Origin of the sequence: Duganella sp. OV510 (genome assembly GCF_900100205.1) — a bacterium.
Taxonomy (GTDB): domain Bacteria; phylum Pseudomonadota; class Gammaproteobacteria; order Burkholderiales; family Burkholderiaceae_D; genus Rugamonas.
On sequence record NZ_FNEQ01000004.1, the window covers coordinates 60,525 to 75,795 of the forward strand.

15 protein-coding genes are annotated in these 15,271 nt (G+C 60.0%); 1 reads left to right on the forward strand and 14 read right to left on the reverse strand.

Going from position 1 to position 15,271, the window contains the following annotated elements; translation table 11 throughout:
• From rpsC to BLS51_RS12620, 9 genes are all read right to left on the reverse strand, one after another.
• Complete coding sequence (rpsC, locus tag BLS51_RS12580; RefSeq protein ID WP_090192444.1) at positions 1 to 780, reverse strand: 30S ribosomal protein S3; 780 nt, start codon at positions 778 to 780, stop codon at positions 1 to 3.
• A gap of 9 nt (positions 781 to 789) precedes the next feature.
• Positions 790 to 1,122, reverse strand: coding sequence for a 50S ribosomal protein L22 (rplV, locus tag BLS51_RS12585; protein WP_174864456.1), 333 nt, complete (start codon positions 1,120 to 1,122; stop codon positions 790 to 792).
• Positions 1,119 to 1,394 (reverse strand): 30S ribosomal protein S19, encoded by a 276-nt coding sequence (gene rpsS, locus BLS51_RS12590; protein WP_050409767.1) that lies wholly within the window; start codon positions 1,392 to 1,394, stop codon positions 1,119 to 1,121. Before rpsS ends, rplV begins: the two co-directional genes overlap by 4 nt.
• A gap of 9 nt (positions 1,395 to 1,403) precedes the next feature.
• A complete protein-coding gene (rplB, locus tag BLS51_RS12595) occupies positions 1,404 to 2,234 on the reverse strand; it encodes a 50S ribosomal protein L2 (RefSeq protein ID WP_090192445.1) in 831 nt (276 codons plus the stop codon).
• Positions 2,234 to 2,548: a 50S ribosomal protein L23 gene (gene rplW / locus BLS51_RS12600; RefSeq protein WP_090192446.1), complete on the reverse strand. Its 315-nt coding sequence runs from the start codon at positions 2,546 to 2,548 to the stop codon at positions 2,234 to 2,236. The genes rplB and rplW overlap by 1 nt, the downstream gene beginning before the upstream one ends.
• A complete protein-coding gene (rplD, locus tag BLS51_RS12605) occupies positions 2,545 to 3,165 on the reverse strand; it encodes a 50S ribosomal protein L4 (protein ID WP_090192447.1) in 621 nt (206 codons plus the stop codon). Before rplD ends, rplW begins: the two co-directional genes overlap by 4 nt.
• Before the next feature lie 3 nt (positions 3,166 to 3,168).
• On the reverse strand, positions 3,169 to 3,825 hold the full coding sequence (gene rplC / locus BLS51_RS12610) for a 50S ribosomal protein L3 (RefSeq protein ID WP_090192448.1): 657 nt from the start codon (positions 3,823 to 3,825) through the stop codon (positions 3,169 to 3,171).
• Positions 3,826 to 4,051: 226 nt separating this feature from the next.
• The gene (locus tag BLS51_RS12615) at positions 4,052 to 5,077 is read right to left on the reverse strand and encodes a cupin-like domain-containing protein (RefSeq protein WP_229207796.1); all 1,026 of its coding nucleotides are present in this window, start codon (positions 5,075 to 5,077) and stop codon (positions 4,052 to 4,054) included.
• 73 nt (positions 5,078 to 5,150) lie between these two features.
• Complete coding sequence (locus tag BLS51_RS12620; RefSeq protein WP_090192449.1) at positions 5,151 to 8,135, reverse strand: TonB-dependent receptor; 2,985 nt, start codon at positions 8,133 to 8,135, stop codon at positions 5,151 to 5,153.
• Between the two features lie 334 nt (positions 8,136 to 8,469).
• Between BLS51_RS12620 and BLS51_RS12625 the strand changes: the two genes are divergently transcribed.
• Positions 8,470 to 9,741: an ROK family transcriptional regulator gene (locus BLS51_RS12625; protein WP_090192450.1), complete on the forward strand. Its 1,272-nt coding sequence runs from the start codon at positions 8,470 to 8,472 to the stop codon at positions 9,739 to 9,741.
• A 4-nt stretch (positions 9,742 to 9,745) separates the two neighbouring features.
• Here BLS51_RS12625 and BLS51_RS12630 read toward each other — a convergent pair whose 3' ends face one another.
• The 5 genes from BLS51_RS12630 to fusA all read right to left on the reverse strand — a co-directional run bounded on the left by BLS51_RS12630 (position 9,746) and on the right by fusA (position 15,244).
• On the reverse strand, positions 9,746 to 10,447 hold the full coding sequence (locus BLS51_RS12630; protein WP_090192451.1) for a siderophore-interacting protein: 702 nt from the start codon (positions 10,445 to 10,447) through the stop codon (positions 9,746 to 9,748).
• A gap of 31 nt (positions 10,448 to 10,478) precedes the next feature.
• Positions 10,479 to 11,321, reverse strand: coding sequence for a DUF817 domain-containing protein (locus BLS51_RS12635; protein ID WP_090192452.1), 843 nt, complete (start codon positions 11,319 to 11,321; stop codon positions 10,479 to 10,481).
• A gap of 105 nt (positions 11,322 to 11,426) precedes the next feature.
• Entirely contained in the window at positions 11,427 to 11,744 is a 318-nt protein-coding gene (gene rpsJ, locus BLS51_RS12640; protein ID WP_005663509.1) for a 30S ribosomal protein S10, read from the reverse strand.
• A gap of 137 nt (positions 11,745 to 11,881) precedes the next feature.
• On the reverse strand, positions 11,882 to 13,072 hold the full coding sequence (tuf, locus tag BLS51_RS12645) for an elongation factor Tu (protein WP_090285736.1): 1,191 nt from the start codon (positions 13,070 to 13,072) through the stop codon (positions 11,882 to 11,884).
• A 66-nt stretch (positions 13,073 to 13,138) separates the two neighbouring features.
• Positions 13,139 to 15,244, reverse strand: a complete 2,106-nt coding sequence (fusA, locus tag BLS51_RS12650) for an elongation factor G (RefSeq protein ID WP_090192388.1) — start codon at positions 15,242 to 15,244, stop codon at positions 13,139 to 13,141.
• Between the last annotated feature and the right edge of the window lie 27 nt (positions 15,245 to 15,271).

A 15,271-nucleotide genomic window follows, 5' to 3' on the forward strand; every position in this document is an offset into this window, starting at 1 on the left:
TTATTCTCCTGCTTTCTCGGCTGGCTTGGCAGCGCGGCGGGCGCCACCAGCACCGGCTGGACGCGGACGGCCAGCTGGTTTGCCGTCTTCACGACGTGGGCCACGTGGCTTTTTCTCGTCCGGCGGGGTATCGATGACTGGTGCATCGCCGTTTGGCGCGCGGTCACCTTTGTATACCCACACCTTGACACCGATGATGCCGTAGGTGGTCGAAGCTTCCGAAGTGCCGTAGTCGATGTCAGCGCGCAGCGTGTGCAGTGGCACACGGCCTTCGCGATACCATTCGGTACGGGCGATCTCGATGCCGTTCAGACGACCCGACGACATGATCTTGATGCCCAGGGCGCCCAGGCGCATCGCGTTCTGCATCGCGCGTTTCATCGCACGACGGAACATGATACGTTTTTCGAGCTGCTGAGCGATCGAGTCAGCGATCAGCTGCGAATCGATTTCTGGCTTGCGGATTTCTTCGATATTGACGTGCACCGGCACGCCCATGATCTTGGTCAGCGCCGACTTCAGTACTTCGATGTCTTCGCCTTTTTTACCAATGACCACGCCTGGACGCGAGCTGTAGATGGTGAAACGCGCATTCTTGGCTGGACGCTCGATGACGATGCGGCCGACCGAAGCGTTCTTCAGCTTGGCTTTCAGGTAGGTACGTGCTTTCAAGTCTTCGTTCAGCATGGCGGCAAAGTTGCCATTGCCTGCATACCAACGCGAAGCCCAGTTACGGGTAACCGCCAGGCGGAAACCAGTTGGATGAATTTTCTGACCCATCTTGGCTCCTTAGTTGCCTACGGTCACATAAATGTGACACGATTGTTTCGAGATACGATCGCCACGACCTTTTGCACGCGCGGTGAAGCGCTTCAGGATCGGGCCCTTTTCAACGTAGATCGTTTTCACGAACAGTTCGTCGATGTCGGCACCATCGTTGTGCTCGGCGTTGGCGATAGCCGACTCCAGCACTTTCTTGATGATGGTGGCGCCTTTTTTCGGGCTGAACTGCAGAATGTTCAGTGCAGCGTCAACTTTCTTGCCACGGATCAGGTCAGCAACCAGGCGGCCCTTTTGGTCCGACAGGCGCACGCCTTTGAGAATAGCTTTGGTTTCCATTATTTCTTCGCCTTCTTGTCAGCGGCATGGCCTTTGAACGTGCGGGTCAGCGCGAACTCGCCGAGCTTGTGACCTACCATGTTCTCGGAAACGTACACTGGCACGTGCAGCTTGCCGTTGTGCACAGCGATCGTCAGGCCGATGAAGTCAGGCATGATGGTCGAGCGACGGGACCAGGTTTTGATTGGCTTTTTGTCTTTGGTCGCTTGCGCGGCTTCGACTTTTTTCACCAGGTGGGCGTCACAGAACGGCCCTTTTTTCAATGAACGAGTCATGATTTATCCTTATTTCTTGCCGCGGCGCGAGACGATCATCGAAGAAGTACGCTTGTTGCTGCGCGTCTTCTTGCCCTTGGTCTGCTGGCCCCATGGCGAAACAGGGTGACGACCAGCTGCGGTTTTACCTTCACCACCACCGTGCGGGTGATCGACCGGGTTCATGACCACACCGCGAACGGTAGGACGAACACCGCGCCAGCGCATCGCACCAGCTTTACCGATTTTACGCAGGCTGTGTTCGGCATTGCCGACTTCACCAACGGTAGCACGGCACTCGATGTGCACGCGACGGACTTCGCCCGAACGCAGACGCACCTGAGCGTAGGTACCTTCACGGGCCATCAGCACAACGCCGGCGCCGGCGGTACGGGCCATCTGAGCACCTTTACCTGGCAGCATTTCGACGCAGTTCATGACGGTGCCGACCGGGATGTTGCGGATCGGCAGGCAGTTGCCCGACTTGATCGGCGCTTCCGAACCGGTCATCACCGCGTCGCCCACAGCCATGCCTTTGGTGGCGATGATGTAGGTACGGGCGCCATCGGCGTAGCACAGCAGCGCGATGTGCGCGGTGCGGTTAGGATCGTATTCGATACGTTCCACTTTCGCCGGGATGCCATCCTTGCTGTTACGCTTGAAGTCGATCACGCGGTAGTGCTGCTTGTGACCACCACCGATATGACGGGTGGTGATGTGACCGTTGTTGTTACGGCCAGCAGTTTTCGATTTTTTCTCAACCAGCGCAGCAAACGGACGGCCTTTGAACAGGTCGTTGTTGACCACTTTCACCATGCCGCGACGGCCTGGGGAGGTTGGCTTCATCTTAACGAGTGCCATTATTTAGCCTCCTCGGTGAAATTGATTTCCTGGCCTGGTTTCAGGCACACGAAAGCACGCTTGGTGTGGTTGCGGCGGCCGATGTGGGCGCCCGAACGCTTTTGCTTGCCTTCGCGGTTCACGGTTTGCACCGATTCCACTTCGACTTTGAACAGCAGTTCAACGGCAGCCTTGATTTCCGGCTTGGTCGCGTCGGTGGTGACACGGAACACGATTTGCTCGTTCTTTTCCGCGACCATGGTGGCCTTCTCGGAAATCACTGGAGCAACCAGTACCTTCAGCAGGCGTTCTTCGCTAAATTTCAATGCGCTCATGCCAGCATCTCCTCAATCTTGGCCAATGCAGCTTTGGTGACCACGATCTTCTTGTAGAACACCAGGGACATTGGATCTGCGTGACGCGGCTCAACCACCAGAACGTTCGGCAGGTTGCGCGAAGCCAGTTCCAGGTTTTCGTTGGCGACGTCGGTGATGATCAGTACCGAATCAAAGCCCATGCCGGTCAGCTTTTGCGACAGCAGCTTGGTTTTTGGTGCTTCGATCGCGAAATCCTCAACCACAACCAGGCGCTCTTCGCGGGCCAGTTGCGACAGGATCGAGCAGATACCAGCGCGGTACATCTTCTTGTTCACTTTGTGGGTGAAGTTCTCGTCAGGCGAGTTCGGGAAGATGCGACCACCGCCGCGCCACAGTGGCGACGACGACATACCAGCACGTGCGCGGCCGGTGCCTTTTTGGCGCCATGGCTTCTTGGTCGTGTGGTGGACTTCTTCACGGTCTTTTTGCTTGCGGTTGCCGCTGCGTGCATTGGCTTGGTAAGCAACGACGATCTGGTGGATCAGCGCTTCGTTGTAATCACGGCCGAAGACGGTATCGGCGGCGGCAACGTTAGAGGCGGCTTGACCTTGAGCGTTCAAGAGCTTGAGTTCCATCGTTTAAGCTCCCTTCTTTGCTTTAACTTTGACAGCTGGCGAAACCACTACCTGGCCGTTTTTGGCGCCAGGGATCGCACCTTTGACCAGCAGCAGCTGGCGTTCGGCGTCGATACGGGCGATTTCGAGGTTCTGCACGGTGCAGGTGACGTCACCCATGTGACCGGTCATGCGCTTACCAGGGAACACGCGGCCTGGATCTTGCGCCATACCGATCGAACCTGGAACGTTGTGCGAACGCGAGTTACCGTGGGTAGCACGGCCCGAAGCAAAGTTGTGACGCTTGATGGTACCGGCGTAGCCTTTACCGATCGATACACCTTGAACGTCGATCTTCTGACCGACTTCGAACAGCGAAACGGCGACAACTTCGCCAGCTTTCAGTTCGGCGGCTTTGGCAGCGTCGACGCGGAACTCTTTCAGCAGAGTACCGGCTTCAACACCCGCTTTAGCGTGGTGACCCGCAACAGCTTTGGTCACGCGGGAAGCGCGACGTTGACCATATGCGACCTGAACTGCGGTGTAGCCGTCAGTTTCAGGAGTTTTGATTTGCGCAACACGGTTGTTCGATACGTCAACCACGGTGACCGGGATCGAGTCCCCATCATCGGTGAAGATACGCATCATGCCAACCTTGCGACCGAGGAGGCCAAGGCTCATTTTTTCTCCAATTCCCACCTACGATTGGGCGGGGATATGTTGAACTACAAAATAGTACGGACCAATAAAAAGACGAATCCATACCGAAGCCGGCTAGTGTATATTGATTTGGGGGTTGACGCAACAACTTAGTACGAGGTATGTCAGTTTTTTGCGGCTGCTCCGCCGATGGCGTCAAATCAAGGCGCCATGCGGGCTGCACGGTGATCGCGCAGCCTGCAATCCGCTAGCGGTTCAGCCGGTTCAGCACCTGGGCGCGCAGGCTGCGGGCGGCGTCGGCGTCCAGCGGTGCCAGCATGCCGCGCGCGGCCGGCGGAATGTGCGCCGCCTCGCTGCCGTCGCTGTCAAACACATAATGGCGGAAGATTTCCTGCCACGCGGCGCGCTGTGCCGGCGGCAGGTCGCGCACGGTCATCAGCGCCTGCAGCAGCGTGTTGAATGGCGTGTCCATATACGCCGGCGACTGCCGCCACCAGTAATTGATCAGGATGTTGAACGCGGCCAGCCCTTCCACCTGGTGCCACCACATGCTGGGGATGAACAGCGCGTCGCCCGGCTCCAGCACGGCCGTCTGTGCGTGCGTCAGCGCCTCGGCATAGCGCGGGAAGCGCGCCAGGTCGGGCGCCTGCGGATCGACCAGGCTGACCGACTGCCCGGCCGGTGTGAAGTCCAGCGGGCCGATGTACAGGTTTTTCAGCTGCGCCGGCGGAAACAGCGTGAAGCGGCGGCGCCCTGCTGCCACGCAGGCAATATTGTCCGGCAGATCATAATGGGCCGGTACGCAGGTGCGGTTGCCGATCCAGATGCTGGCCAGCGGATCGCGCGCGCCAAAGTTGAGCGGATTGTCCTCGCGCATGCCGGGCAGGCAGGTATCGATGGTGGTCGAGCCGACATACAAGGTCGGCGGCTGCGGATGGTCGAGATGGTCGCGCAGCGCGTCCAGCACCTGGTCGAAGCGGACCATCTGGGCGCTGAAGTTGAAGCCGCTTAAATCGTCGTTGTAGAAGATCTTGCCGCCGCTGGACGCCGGCGCCGAGGTGCCCAGCACGGTGGCGTCGCGGTAGAAGCGGCGCAGGTAGGTGTCCGCCGCCTGCGGCGCGTTGCGCGCGGCGCGCACCAGCGGCCAGTCGTCCACCAGGCCGCGCAACACCAGCGGCGTGCTGGAGGTGAGGATGTCGTTAGGCAGCGGCCGGCGGTTGTCGCCACGTAATTGCCGGCTGCGCTCGCAGCCGATTTCAGCGATCTGTTGCACACTAGGCTTTCATGAAAAAACAGGCCGTCGCACGGGGCGACGGCCTGTTGTGTTACTGAACTACGCGATCAGATCAGAACTTGTAGCGTGCGCCCAGCATGTAACGCGGACCGCCTTGCGTCACATTCATGGTGGCTGCCTCGGTGCGACCGAACTGACGCTGGGTAGCGTTGGTCAGGTTGATCACCTCGGCCTGGAAGCTCAGGTTCTGGTTGAAGTTGTAGCCAATGCTGACGTCGGTCTGGCCGTAGCTGTCAGTGTACACCGGCGATGGACGGCTGCCACCGTCAATGGTCGAGGCCAGGAACTTGTCGCGCCAGTTGTAAGCCACCCGCACCGACCACTTGGCATCTTCATAGATACCCACCAGATTGGCCGAATTGCTCAGGCCCAGAATGGCGAACTGGTCGTTGTTGTTGGCGTTGTTATACTTGACCGGCGAGCTCACCCAGGTGTAGTTGGCCTGGACACCGAAACCGCTGCGGCCGAACATATGCTGCACGTTCAGTTCCGCGCCCTTGACCGTGGCCGACTTCTGGTTCGAATAGGTCTTGGTCAGGAAGTTCATCAGCGGATCGGTTGGCAGGCCGGTGATGTTGCCGTTCAGGTTGCCGTCCGACTTGACGCCGGTTTTGGTCACGCCAGGCTGGCCGTCGAAGTTGGTCAGGATGTAGTTACGCAGGCAGTTGGTGTCCGCCACCGTGCAGCCCGACGCCAGCGCGGCGTTGTAATAGGCGCCGCCGACTGGCGTATGCAGGTTGTACAGATTCTGCGAGACCACGGTCTGGCCGGCGTAGTTGTCCATCTTCTTGTGGAAGGCGGCTACCGACAGCACGCTCTGCTGGTCGTAATACCATTCCCACGAGATATCCAGATTCCTCGACTTGACCGGCTTCAGCGCCGGGTTGCCGACCGAAGCGGTGCCGCCGGTGAAGACGTTGGCGATCGTGTCCACGGTCAGGCCGCCTTGCAGCTGGTCATAACGTGGACGGCCGATGGTGGTGCCGGCGCTGGCGCGCAGCTTCATGTCCTTGCGCACGTCGAAGTCGAGGTTCAGGCTTGGCAGCACATTGTTGTAGGAAGCTTCCTGGGTGCTGTAAGCGTTGCCGCCGAAGGTGATCGGCAACTCATTCTGCGATACCCACACCACTGCCGTGCCTGGCAGTACCTGGGCCACCGAGGTGACTTTGGTGCGTTCGAAGCGCAGGCCAAGGCTGGAGTGGAACGGAATCGCCGTATCCCAGTCGGTGCCGAACGAGACGTAGGCCGAGGTGGATTTCTCCTGCAGCTCGCGGTCGGTATCGGCACTGGAGAAGTTCGGCAGGTAGCCGGCGGCGTTGCCGGTGACCTTGGCGGTCAGCGCGCGCAGCGTGGCGAAGTCGAAGCTGTACAGCGATGGGTACAGCGCAGCCGAATTGTGGCCGTCGAATTCCTTGAAGTAGGAGCTCAGCGGGCTAGCCACAAAGATGCTGGCCGGATAGTCGGAAGCCTTGGTGGCGCCGCCCCAGGTGTTGTTCTGCACGTTCGAGTAGGTCGAACGGTTCTTCGAGTCGGTATAGCTGACGCCGAAGTTCAGGTCGGACGCTTCGAACAGCTTCAGGTTACCCTTGGCCTGGGCCTGGTTGACGGTGGCTTTCTGCCAGCTGTTGTGGAACCACGAACCGGCAGCCTGGAAGGGCTGGGCGGCCAGGTTGGCCACCGGCATGCTGATCACCGGCAGTTCGGTGCTGTAGTCGACCTTGGTGGTGCCGCGGCTGAAGCTGGCGTTCGACAGGTTGTTCTCGGTGCCGAACGGGCTGTCCGCGCCGGACTCGGCGGTCGAGTGGTGGGCGTCAAACTCCAGGCGCAGGTCGGACGACGCTTTCCACACGGTGTTGAAGCCGATCGACTGGTTCTTGGTCTTGGTGGCGTAGTCGCCGCCGACCACCGAGATATCCTGTGGCGAGGTGTACTGTTCCTGGTAGGTGATCGGCGACACCACGCCGCCGTTCGGCCAGCTGCTGGTCGAGGTCGGGGTCTGGCCGAACCATACGCTCAGTTCGTTACGCTTGGTCTGGACCTTGTTTTCCGAGTAGGTCAGATCCAGTGTCGAGGTCAGCTCCTTGACCGGGCGGAATTGCAGCACCAGCTGGCCATTGGTACGCTGACGCTGGATGGCGTTGACGCCGTAGCCGAAGTTCTGCGGGATCTGGTACAGCGCATCCTGGGCCGGACGGTTGGTGATGTTCTGCGAGCCCGGCTGGCCAGGCTGCGGCAGCGTCGAGCCGGCAGTGGTGTCGGAACCGCGGTACGGGCCCTGGTAGCCGTTAGCGCTACCAGCCTTGCTGAAGCCGGAGTCACGTTCCTGGTAGCTGGCGCTGACGGCGACACCGAAGCGGCCGTCGGCGCTGGTGTTGCTGTAGATGCCAGAGATTTCCGGCGTCACCTTGTTGCCCTTGTGCATTTCCGGCACATTGTTGTTGGAAGTGTCGTGCACTGCCTTGCCGCCGATGCTGGCGCGCATGCCTGGATTGTCCAGCGGACGCGCGGTCATGACGTTGATGGTGGCGCCAATGCCGCCGGTCGGGCTGTCGGCACGGCCGGTCTTGTACACCTGCAGCTGCGAGATCGATTCCGACGCCAGGTTGGAGAAGTCGAACGAACGGCCGGACAGGTCGCTCAGGTCGGTGGTTGGCATCTGGCGGCCGTTCAGCAGCACCAGGTTGAAGTCCGGGCCCAGGCCGCGCACGGTGACCTTCTGCCCTTCGCCGTTGCTGCGGTCGATGGAGACGCCTGAAATCCTTTGCAAGGATTCCGCCAGGTTGGTGTCGGGGAATTTACCGATGTCGTCCGCCACAATGCCGTCAACGATGCCGTCGGCGTTGCGCTTCATGTTCATGGTCGACTGCATGCTGGCGCGGATGCCGGTCACGACCACCGAAGGGCCGCTGGTCATGCTGTCGGTCGAATTGGCGCCGGTGGTGTCCTGCGCGTGCACCGCGCCAAACGTGGCGCAAGCGCCTGCTACCGCCAGGCTGATCAGGCGGCGCTGGCGCGGTGGCTTTGAAAACGTTTTCATAAAAGTACGCACTTCATCTCCTTATTTTGATTTTACCGACAGTGTCTAGTCGGGCGTGATTCCTACACAAACGGACTGGGTAGTTCGGGTTGGCGGTGTGATGCCCGCCGGAGCGATGTCGAATTTACTTCATTAATATGACAAATTAGACAAGAACAGTATCGGAGAAACGCTTCCATTCGTCAATCGATCGAACGAATTAGCGCACCGAATAGGCGCGAAAGCTGTTGTTTCCACGCACCAGAACAGCGCCAGCTATGCCTTGCGGAAGCTTCATAGTCATTATGACAAGCTTGGTGTATCATCGCCGCACGCACCTTTTTGGAACACGCCCATGATCGTCGCCGGCGACCAGCAGTTACTCAAACAAATCAATCGCATGGCCCTGGTACGCCAGCTGGCCAGCGTGCCGGGCATGTCGCGCGCGGCGCTGGCGGAGACCGTGGGGCTGACCAAATCGACCATCAGCCTGCTGGTGCGCGAGCTGATGGACGAGGGCTGGTTGACCGAAAGCGCCTTGCGCACCACCGGCGCGCTGGGACGGCGGGCGACGCCGCTGCACATTGACGGCAGCCGGCTGACCCTGCTTGGCGCCGACCTCGGCATCAGCGCTGCGCGCATCGTCGCCACCAACCTGCTGGGCGAGGTGCTGGCCGAACAGGAACTGGCGTACAGCGACGCCAGCGACGCCGACAGCTGCATCGCCCGCATGGCTGACGGCCTGGCGGCGCTGACCGCCAGCGAAGCGCTGGCGGGGCGCACTGTGCTGGGGCTGGGCATCGGCCTGCACGGCGTGGTCGACGACACGACCGGCGTGCTGCAGCACGCCCCCCACCAGGGCTGGCGCAATATCGACGTCGGCGCCCAGTTGCACGCGCACTTCGACCAGACGCCGCTGGCCGGGCTGCCGCTGTTCATTCAGAACGAGGCGAATGTGGCGGCGCTGGCGGAGCTGGAATTTTCCGGCGAAAGCGGCACCGATCCGCTGATCTACCTGAGCATCAACTATGGCGTCGGCGCCGGCATCATCGTCAACGGCCGGCTGTTGACCGGTCTGTACGGCTTTGCCGGCGAGGTCGGTCACACCATCCTGCAACAGGGCGGGCCGCTGTGCTCATGCGGCCGGCGTGGCTGCGCCGATGCCCTGATCGGCCTGCAGGCACTGATGGACGAGGTGTATGGCAAGCGCCAGTTGTCGACGCCGCAGCTGCTGGAGCAGTTGTTCGCGCAAGCCAACGCTGGCGACGCCCACGCGGCGCGCGCGGTGGAAGCGGCCGGGCGCAACCTCGGCGTACTGCTGAACAATTTGTGGGTGGCGTTCGATCCGATGTGCATTGTCATCGGTGGGGCCGCCTTGCGGCTGGGCGAGCGGCTGATCGCGCCCGGCCGCAGCGTGCTGGACGACTGCGCCAGCGCCACGCAGCTGACCGCGCCGACGGTGCGCACGCCGCACTTCGGTCACAACGCCATTGCCATCGGCGCCGCCGCCATGGTGCGCCACTACCTGATGCGTCCCTTCGACAGCCAGGGTCCGGCGCGCCGCAACAGCGGCAAGCTGGGTGAACTCCCCCCTGCCCTCGCCGCCAGCCTGCACGCCTGGAACTGAGGCGTCAATCCAGGCCGGTCTTGCCGGGCGCCCAGTAGGCCTTGCTCTGGCGGCGCTTGGCGGCGGTGCCGTGCTGGTGCAGCAGGCGGGTCATTTGCTGGATGGCGCCGGCCTTGCCGGTGAGAACGATGTCGGCATCGGGATGGGCTTGCAGCAGCGCTGCCATCTGCGCTGCCAGCGCGCGTGGGTCGCTTTCAATGCCGGCATTGGGCAGACCCAGCCTGTCGACGGCGGCGCGCACATGCTCGCCGGCCTCGAACAGCATGTAAGTGGTGGCCTGCGCCGACAGGGCGGCGCCCAGTCCCAGCGAGGTTTCATCGCCGAACAAGATCACCGGCGACGCCGCCGGCGCCAGCCGGATCGATTTACGCGGGCCAAAAAAGGCGCAGCTATCGCCAGCCCGCAGCGACCGCGCCCATTGCGTGCCTGGCGCGTCACCGTGCAGGTAGACCAGGAAGCGCATGCGGCCAAGTTCGCCATCCCAGTCGATCGGCGTGTAGGTGCGCTGCACCCAGCCGCCCAGCATCACCTGGATCTTGTCGCCCGGCGTCCACGCGGCGTCGCGCAGCGCGTCGCCGCCCAGCGTCACCAGGCGGAAGCTGCCGCCGACGTCTTCAACCTCCAGCACCTGGGCGCTGCGCGTGAAGATTTTCTGTAGCGCCAGCTCGATGCGGCCGGCGCGTTGGGGGGAAGTCGTTGTGTCCATGCCCTGAAGACGGGCCAGGGGCGCGAATATTTTATTCCGGCACGTGGATGCGCGCCTTGATATGTTTCAGGTGAGCGACGATGGTGAAAGTCATCACCACCAGCAGCGACCACGAACTCCATTTGCTGACATGCACGGCCGACCACGCTCCCAGCTGGTTCGGATAGCGCCAGATGCCCCAGAAGGTGCTGATGTTTTCCGCCAGCCAGATAAAGAAGCCGATCAGCACGAAGGCCAGCAGCAGCGGCATCTGGCGGTCGCGGTCGAGCGGGCGGAAGATCACGGTGGTGCGCGCGTACAGGCCCAGCGCCGCTGCCGCCAGATACCAGCGGTAATCGCCGATGTAGTGGTGGGTGAAGAAATTGGCGTAGATCAGCAGCGCGATCAGCACCGCCATCCAGTACGGTGGATGGTGGCGGATGCGCAGGTCGAACAGCCGCCACGCCTGCACGATGTAGCTGCCGACCGCCGCGTACATAAAGCCGGAAAACAGCGGCACGCCAAACAGCTTGGTATAGGCAAAGTCCGGATAGCTCCATGACTGGATGCTGCCCGACACCTTGAACGCTTCCAGCGCAAAGCCGACCAGGTGGAACAGGCAGACCGCCTTCAGCTCATCCCAGGTTTCCAGTTTGGCCCACAACATCCAGGCCTGGATGGCGACGGCGGCCAGCAGCAGCACGTCATAGCGCGGCACGCCAAACAGGCCGGCACGCGGCACCAGCAGCACGCTGGCGAAGAACAGCGCGACAAACAGGCAGGCGCGCGCTTCCTTGACGCCGAAGTAGAGAAATTCGATGATGAAACGGCGCCAGCCGGGCAGATCGTTGCGGGCAGACGCGGTCAGCAGGTGGGTGTCTAAAGAGGCAAGCATGGCGACAGACTCTAGCCGCTTCAGGCGCAAAAAACAATGGGGCCGGACGCTTGCACGTCCGGCCCCATCATCAACTGGCAGCCAGGGCTGCCTGCTTAAAGACGATTACTGCAGTTTGATTTCGACATCAACGCCAGCTGGCAGGTCCAGCTTCATCAGTGCGTCAACGGTCTTGTCGGTTGGGTCGACGATGTCCATCAGGCGCTGGTGGGTACGGATTTCGAACTGGTCGCGCGAGGTCTTGTTGACGTGCGGCGAACGCAGAACGTCGAAACGCTGAATGCGGGTTGGCAGTGGGACTGGGCCTTTGACAACGGCGCCGGTGCGCTTAGCGGTGTCAACGATTTCCAGTGCGGACTGGTCGATCAGCTTGTAGTCGAAAGCTTTCAGACGGATACGGATTTTTTGATTTGGTGCGGACATGATAATTCCTTGAAAGAGCGAACTGGCAACTTTGTAGCGCCAGCAATGTTTAAAAGAACGAGTTTAATGCGCAAGGTAATACGCAAGGGCGAGATGGTATCACACCATCCCGCCCCTGTTTCAATCCGGCTTAAAAATTAGGCCAGGATTTTAGCAACAACACCAGCGCCGACGGTACGGCCACCTTCGCGGATTGCGAAGCGCAGACCTTCTTCCATCGCGATCGGGTTGATCAGCTTGACGGTGATCGACACGTTGTCGCCTGGCATAACCATTTCTTTGTCCGCTGGCAGTTCGATCGAACCGGTCACGTCAGTCGTACGGAAGTAGAACTGTGGACGATAGTTGTTGAAGAACGGGGTGTGACGGCCGCCTTCGTCTTTCGACAGAACATAGATCTCGCCGGTGAAGTGGTTGTGCGGCTTGATCGAGCCTGGTTTTGCCAGAACTTGACCACGTTGCACGTCTTCACGCTTGGTGCCGCGCAGCAACAGACCAACGTTGTCGCCTGCTTGACCCTGGTCCAGCAGTTTGCGGAACATTTCCACGCCGGTGCAGGTGGTTTTGACGGTATCGATGATGCCGACGATTTCGATCTCTTCGCCGACTTTGATGATGCCGCGCTCAACACGACCGGTCACCACGGTGCCGCGACCCGAGATCGAGAACACGTCTTCCACTGGCATCAGGAAGGCGCCGTCCACTGCGCGCTCTGGCGTAGGGATGTAGCTGTCCAGTGCGTCGGCCAGTTGCATGATGGCCTGTTCGCCCAGAGGACCGGTGTCGCCGTCCAGTGCTTTACGTGCCGAACCTTTGATGATTGGCAGGTCGTCGCCTGGGAACTCGTATTTCGAAAGCAACTCACGCACTTCCATTTCAACCAGTTCCAGCAGCTCTTCGTCATCCACCAGATCGCATTTGTTCAGGAACACGACGATGTATGGAACGCCAACCTGGCGGGCCAGCAGGATGTGTTCGCGGGTCTGTGGCATTGGGCCGTCAGCTGCGGAGCACACCAGGATCGCGCCGTCCATCTGCGCTGCACCGGTAATCATGTTTTTGATGTAGTCGGCGTGGCCTGGGCAGTCAACGTGAGCGTAGTGACGGGCAGCGGTTTCGTACTCAACGTGAGCGGTGTTGATGGTGATGCCGCGTGCTTTTTCTTCTGGTGCTGCGTCGATCTGGTCGTAAGCTTTCGCTTCGCCGCCGAATTTCTTCGACAGAACGGTTGCGATTGCAGCGGTCAGGGTGGTTTTGCCGTGGTCGACGTGACCGATGGTGCCTACGTTGACGTGCGGTTTAGTCCGCTCGAACTTTTCTTTTGCCATTTTGATTCATCCTCAAAGTTTTAAATATGCGGCCGGGTGATCTACCCGGCCGCAAAAATTACACAATTACTTGGTTTTCGCGGTAACGATTGCGTCGATAACGTGCTTAGGCGCCTCGGAGTAGTGCTTGAACTCCATGGTGTAGGTTGCACGACCTTGCGTTGCGGAACGCAGGGTGGTCGAGTAACCGAACATTTCCGACAGCGGTACTTCGGCTTTGATGATCTTGCCGCCGCCGCCTGGGATTTCGTCCATGCCCTGCACCATACCACGGCGGGACGACAGATCGCCCATCACGGTACCGGCGTAGTCTTCCGGCGTTTCCACTTCCACAGCCATCATTGGTTCCAGGATGACTGGGCTGGCGCGACGGCAAGCTTCTTTGAAGGCCATCGAACCGGCCATGCGGAATGCATTTTCGTTCGAGTCAACATCGTGGTACGAACCGAAGGTCAGGGTGACTTTGACGTCAACCACTGGGTAGCCAGCCAGAACACCGGTATTCAGGGTTTCGCGCACACCTTTTTCAACCGCGGGGATGAATTCACGTGGAATCACACCGCCTTTAATTGCGTCGATGAACTCGAAGCCTTTACCTTGTTCCTGTGGTTCCAGGGTCACCACAGCGTGACCGTACTGACCACGACCACCGGACTGCTTGACGAACTTGCCTTCCACATCGGACACCGATTTGCGGACGGTTTCGCGGTAAGCAACCTGTGGTTTGCCCACGGTGGCTTCCACGCCGAATTCGCGCTTCATACGGTCAACGATAATTTCCAGGTGCAGCTCGCCCATACCACCGATGATGGTCTGGCCCGATTCTTCATCGGTCTTGACGCGGAACGACGGATCTTCCTGTGCCAGGCGGTTCAGTGCCAGGCCCATTTTTTCCTGGTCGGCCTTGGTTTTTGGTTCCACAGCCTGTTGAATCACTGGCTCTGGGAAGACCATTTTTTCCAGGGTGATGATCGATTGCGGATCGCACAGGGTTTCGCCGGTGGTCACGTCTTTCAGACCAACCGCAGCGGCGATGTCGCCGGCGCGCACTTCTTTGATCTCTTCGCGCTGGTTGGCGTGCATCTGCAGAATACGGCCCAGACGCTCTTTACGACCTTTAACCGAGTTGTACACGGTGTCGCCAGCATTGATGACGCCCGAATAGACGCGGAAGAAGGCCAGCTGGCCAACGAACGGGTCGGTCATGATCTTGAACGCCAGCGCCGAGAATTTCTCGTCGTCCGATGCTTTACGGGTTGCCGGCTCTTCGTCTTCGTCGGTGCCTTTTACGTCAGCGATGTCGATCGGCGATGGCAGGTACTCGATGACCGCGTCCAGCATGGCTTGCACGCCCTTGTTTTTGAAGGCGGTGCCGCACAGCATAGGAACGATTTCCGAAGCGATGGTGCGATCGCGCAGCGCTTTTTTGATCTCGGCTTCCGACAGGTCGCCTTCTTCCAGGTACTTGTTCATCAGGTCTTCGTTCGCTTCAGCAGCGGCTTCAACCATTTTCTCGCGCCACTCGGCAGCCGAGTCAGCCAGCTCTGCAGGAATATCGACGTAGTCGAATTTCATGCCTTGCGAAGCGTCGTCCCAGATGATCGCTTTCATCTTGACCAGATCGATCACGCCTTTGAAGTTGTCTTCAGCGCCGATAGGAATCTGGATCAGGATCGGGTTGGCCTTCAGGCGTGCGCGCATCTGCTCGTACACTTTGAAGAAGTTGGCACCGGTACGGTCCATCTTGTTGACGAAGGCCAGACGTGGCACTTTGTACTTGTTAGCCTGACGCCATACGGTTTCCGACTGTGGCTGAACACCGCCCACTGCGCAGTAAACCATGCAAGCACCATCCAGCACGCGCATCGAACGTTCCACTTCAATGGTGAAGTCAACGTGGCCTGGGGTGTCGATGATGTTGATGTGGTGTTCTGGGAAGTTGTTTGCCATGCCTTTCCAGAAGCAGGTGGTCGCAGCCGAGGTAATGGTAATACCACGTTCCTGCTCCTGCTCCATCCAGTCCATGGTGGCGGCGCCATCGTGAACTTCACCGATCTTGTGGTTCACGCCCGTGTAGAACAGAACGCGCTCGGTAGTGGTGGTCTTACCTGCATCGATGTGAGCGGAGATACCGATATTGCGGTAGCGCTCGATGGGGGTCTTGCGGGCCATAATTAATCCTAAATCGTTTAATGGACA

Bases quoted from the DNA above. Each gene is read 5' to 3' on its own strand.
- rplB (WP_090192445.1), bottom strand. From the start codon at position 2,234: ATGGCACTCGTTAAGATGAAGCCAACCTCCCCAGGCCGTCGCGGCATG.
- rplC (WP_090192448.1), bottom strand. From the start codon at position 3,825: ATGAGCCTTGGCCTCCTCGGTCGCAAGGTTGGCATGATGCGTATCTTC.
- BLS51_RS12620 (WP_090192449.1), bottom strand. From the start codon at position 8,135: ATGAAAACGTTTTCAAAGCCACCGCGCCAGCGCCGCCTGATCAGCCTG.
- rplW (WP_090192446.1), bottom strand. From the start codon at position 2,548: ATGAGCGCATTGAAATTTAGCGAAGAACGCCTGCTGAAGGTACTGGTT.
- fusA (WP_090192388.1), bottom strand. From the start codon at position 15,244: ATGGCCCGCAAGACCCCCATCGAGCGCTACCGCAATATCGGTATCTCC.
- rpsJ (WP_005663509.1), bottom strand. From the start codon at position 11,744: ATGTCCGCACCAAATCAAAAAATCCGTATCCGTCTGAAAGCTTTCGAC.
- BLS51_RS12630 (WP_090192451.1), bottom strand. From the start codon at position 10,447: ATGGACACAACGACTTCCCCCCAACGCGCCGGCCGCATCGAGCTGGCG.
- rpsS (WP_050409767.1), bottom strand. From the start codon at position 1,394: ATGACTCGTTCATTGAAAAAAGGGCCGTTCTGTGACGCCCACCTGGTG.
- BLS51_RS12625 (WP_090192450.1), top strand. From the start codon at position 8,470: ATGATCGTCGCCGGCGACCAGCAGTTACTCAAACAAATCAATCGCATG.
- tuf (WP_090285736.1), bottom strand. From the start codon at position 13,072: ATGGCAAAAGAAAAGTTCGAGCGGACTAAACCGCACGTCAACGTAGGC.
- rpsC (WP_090192444.1), bottom strand. From the start codon at position 780: ATGGGTCAGAAAATTCATCCAACTGGTTTCCGCCTGGCGGTTACCCGT.
- rplD (WP_090192447.1), bottom strand. From the start codon at position 3,165: ATGGAACTCAAGCTCTTGAACGCTCAAGGTCAAGCCGCCTCTAACGTT.
- BLS51_RS12635 (WP_090192452.1), bottom strand. From the start codon at position 11,321: ATGCTTGCCTCTTTAGACACCCACCTGCTGACCGCGTCTGCCCGCAAC.